Origin of the sequence: Hymenobacter aerophilus DSM 13606, assembly GCF_000382225.1 — a bacterium.
GTDB lineage: Bacteria > Bacteroidota > Bacteroidia > Cytophagales > Hymenobacteraceae > Hymenobacter > Hymenobacter aerophilus.
The window spans coordinates 1-3,170 of sequence record NZ_KB907856.1 but is presented as its reverse complement, the minus strand read 5'-3'; the positions used below and the strand labels follow the sequence as shown (position 1 = coordinate 3,170).

At 60.1% G+C, this 3,170-nt stretch carries 3 protein-coding genes; all 3 read right to left on the bottom strand.

The annotated features are described in order from the left end of the window. Nucleotides 1–72: 72 nt before the first annotated feature. Nucleotides 73–327, bottom strand: coding sequence for a recombinase family protein (locus tag H145_RS0119210; protein WP_019949769.1), 255 nt, complete (start codon nucleotides 325–327; stop codon nucleotides 73–75). Between the two features lie 369 nt (nucleotides 328–696). After that, nucleotides 697–2,163, bottom strand: coding sequence for a Fic family protein (locus H145_RS0119205; RefSeq protein WP_019949768.1), 1,467 nt, complete (start codon nucleotides 2,161–2,163; stop codon nucleotides 697–699). A gap of 136 nt (nucleotides 2,164–2,299) precedes the next feature. Then, nucleotides 2,300–2,911, bottom strand: a complete 612-nt coding sequence (locus H145_RS22190) for a recombinase family protein (RefSeq protein WP_019949767.1) — start codon at nucleotides 2,909–2,911, stop codon at nucleotides 2,300–2,302. Between the last annotated feature and the right edge of the window lie 259 nt (nucleotides 2,912–3,170).

The following is a 3,170-nucleotide window of genomic DNA, read 5'->3' as shown; positions in this document are numbered from 1 at the left end:
TAGCCACCCGCTACGATAAGCTGGACCGCACGTTTGACTCCTTTATCTGTCTACGAGTTATCACGCTCTACCTTAATTGAGAACAGCTCCTAGTCGATCTAGCTTAGCCACGAGCAGCACGGCTCCCTCCTGCTTGGCGTGCACGATAGCCGCCTGCAGCTGGGGCCGGCTGTTCTTGCGCCCACTCTCGATTTCGACGTACTCGGCCACGATGCTCGCTTCGGTTCCGACGAAGGTCCGCACGGCGGCCTGCTGGGCTTCGAGGCCGAGGCCGGACTGGCCCTGGCGGGCGGTGCTCACGCGGAAGTAGGCGACGTAGCGTATCATCGGGAAATTAGCATCGAGAGGGAACTAGGGGCAAGATAGGGTTTTGTCACGTTTGTTAAACGACTGTTCAACGAACGTAACAGTCTATCATCAAACGCCTTGTCATCTAGCATCAGAATGACAATCAGCTGCTTCTCCTGCTTGCTGATGATGCCCTATCAACTACCCGCCCAACTCCCTTTTAGGCGCGATTAAGGAGTAATCAAAGGACGGTGGCACGAGCAGAATGAATGGGCTCACTATTGGCTCACCGCCTCCGCACGAGCTGCTGATAAAGTGCCTTGCAAGCGTATAAAGCGAGTTTTCCTGCGTTGATAATTGGCTCACCATTGGCTCACGAGACTAGGATTGGCAAGCCCAACCGATGCCCTACCACACCATCTCTTCGTTGGCTTCGTCAAATGCGCGACTCTGGGTAAGTTGCGCTTTCAGCCTGTGGTAGGAATCAGCCTGCAACTCCGCTGTGAACGCCTGAGCTCGGTCGAGCATGCGCAGATAGAGCCCCGGGTCGCGCTGCCGGCTCAATCGGCGCAGGGCCCGCAAATAATCTTGGCGGTAGCTGGTGGTGATGATGATGCGGCTCAGCCCCCCACGGACGAGCTCGGCGTTGAGCATGATGCGGGCCAGGCGACCGTTGCCATCGTCAAAGGGATGCACCTCGCTGACGATGAACATCATCATGGCGGCCCGGGCCAACGGGTGCTCCAGGGCCGTGTAGCACGCAAAGCCTTGGTGTAAGGTGCCGCGTACCAGCTCGGGCTCCACGAAGTTGGTGTTGCCGGCCTGGTTGGCGCGCTCTTTCCATTGGCCGGGGCGCTTGTCAGGCCGCTCCCGCAGCAGCGTGGCGTGCCGGCGCTGCAGCAAAGCCAGCAGCTCGTCGGCCGTGGTGGGCACGACCCGCATTTCGGCCGGGTTGCTCACCAACTGATACGTGCTCAGCACGTCGTGCGAATCCGCGTGCCGGCCGGGCACGGGCGCATTGCCCACCACCATGTCGTGGGCCTCATCCACTTGGAAGACGGTGCCCTCGATGAAATTGGAGAAGTAGGCTTCAAAGAAGGCCAGCTCATAGTAGGCTGGGGGCTGGGCGGCCGGGTCGGGGCGGCTGGGTAGCGGGTGCTGGCGCAGGGCCGTGAGCAGGGTGGCAAATAGTTCGGCCCGGTCGGGGTCGTAGGGCAGGCCCAGCACCCGCGCCCGGGCGATGGGGGAGGTGAGTAATTTGCTGGGTGCCGTAGCCAGTAGCGCCGCCATGACCTGACTGAGGCGACCAAACTCGGCTTCCCAGCCCAGGTGCGTTGCCAATAGGCGCGCTTGGTCGCGTAGCGCGTTGAGGCCGTCCTCGCCGCGCACGCGCAGCAACCGCTCCAGGTATTCTTCCACCGCCGATCCGGGCAGCGTCTTGCTAATGCCGCCGCGGGCGCGCCCCAACTGAAAGTTTTCGAGTAGGGCCCGGGGCTCGGAGGCAAACGAGAGGGTCGTGCTGCCAAATGGCCGGTCCAGGTCCTGTGGGCCTGGTCCGGGCACCAGGTGCACCATCAGACCTGGCAGGGCCACTTTCTTTGCGTACTTATAGGTGAGGAAAATATCCCCTTCCGGCGTGGGCTGTGCATCCAGGCCCGAGCGGTGGCTGATAACGGCGTCGGGATAGAGGTGGCCCAGGATCGGCAGCCAGTTTCGGCGCACGAGTACGGCCGGCGCTGTTGTGAGGTCGGAGGTATAGACCCGTGGCAGCAGCTGGCGCAACTCGCCGGCCCGCCGGGCCTGCTGGATGCGACGACTGACGGCTTTGTCGGACGTGGCAAAGACCAGTAAGGGCCAGGGACTACTTTTTTCCATTAAGGCACCTGAGCAGGCAGGGGGAGTGATATTTATTCTATTTACATGGCAAAATTAGAGAATAATTTCCAATAAGGGAGAGTTGCGTGCGAATGCCGTCCGGATTATGTCAAGGGCTTGCTATTCGGTCCCACACTTATTCAGTCTCTTGGCTAGCCGCTCCCTTCCGGTAAGAATGAATGACGACGCCCCGATGGCGCAGATATTTGTAGAGCGTGACTTTGGAGATGCGCAGGCGCTGGGCAATCTCATTGACGCCCAACTGCTGCTCCTTGTAGAGCGTCTCGGCCACCATGGCCGTGCGCTCGGCTTCCTCCGACAGGCCCCGCGGCCGGCCACCCACCCGGCCCCGCGCTCGGGCGGCGGCCAGGCCGGCGTAGGTCCGCTCCCGGATCAGCTCGCGCTCAAACTCGGCCAGCGAGGCGAACAGGTTGAATACGAGCCGGCCTTGCGCCGAAGCCGTGTTGATGGCATCGGTGAGCGAGACAAGTCCTACGCCCTTGAACTCCAACTCGGCCACCATATCGAGCAGGTGCTTGAGCGAGCGGCCTAACCGGTCGAGCTTGTAGATATAGACCGTGTCACCCTTACGCAGGCTGGCCAGCAACTTGTCGAGTTCGGGTCGGGCCTTGGTGGCCCCGGACACTTTCTCCTGATAGATGGTCTCGCATCCGGCCTGAGTCAGCGCATCGAGTTGTAGTTCCAGATTCTGGTCGCGGGTCGAGACGCGGGCGTAGCCAATTTTCATGCGGCGAAGTTCAGCTTTCTTATCGGCAAGGCCAGCTTGGCTGAACTTTGCTACCTGAACAGGATTACTGAACCGTTTCCACCCCGATTAGGCAGATTTCATTCCCCCACTGCCCCTGTTAGGATTGTACAAGTAAAGGAGCGTTAAGAAACAGAACGGGCAATCTGACCCGTCCTGAAAAGCGTTGACCGTTTTTGTTGTTAGTCCGGATTTCTATTGACCAACCGAAGTTAGTCCGTTTTTTCGTTGACCACGCTAT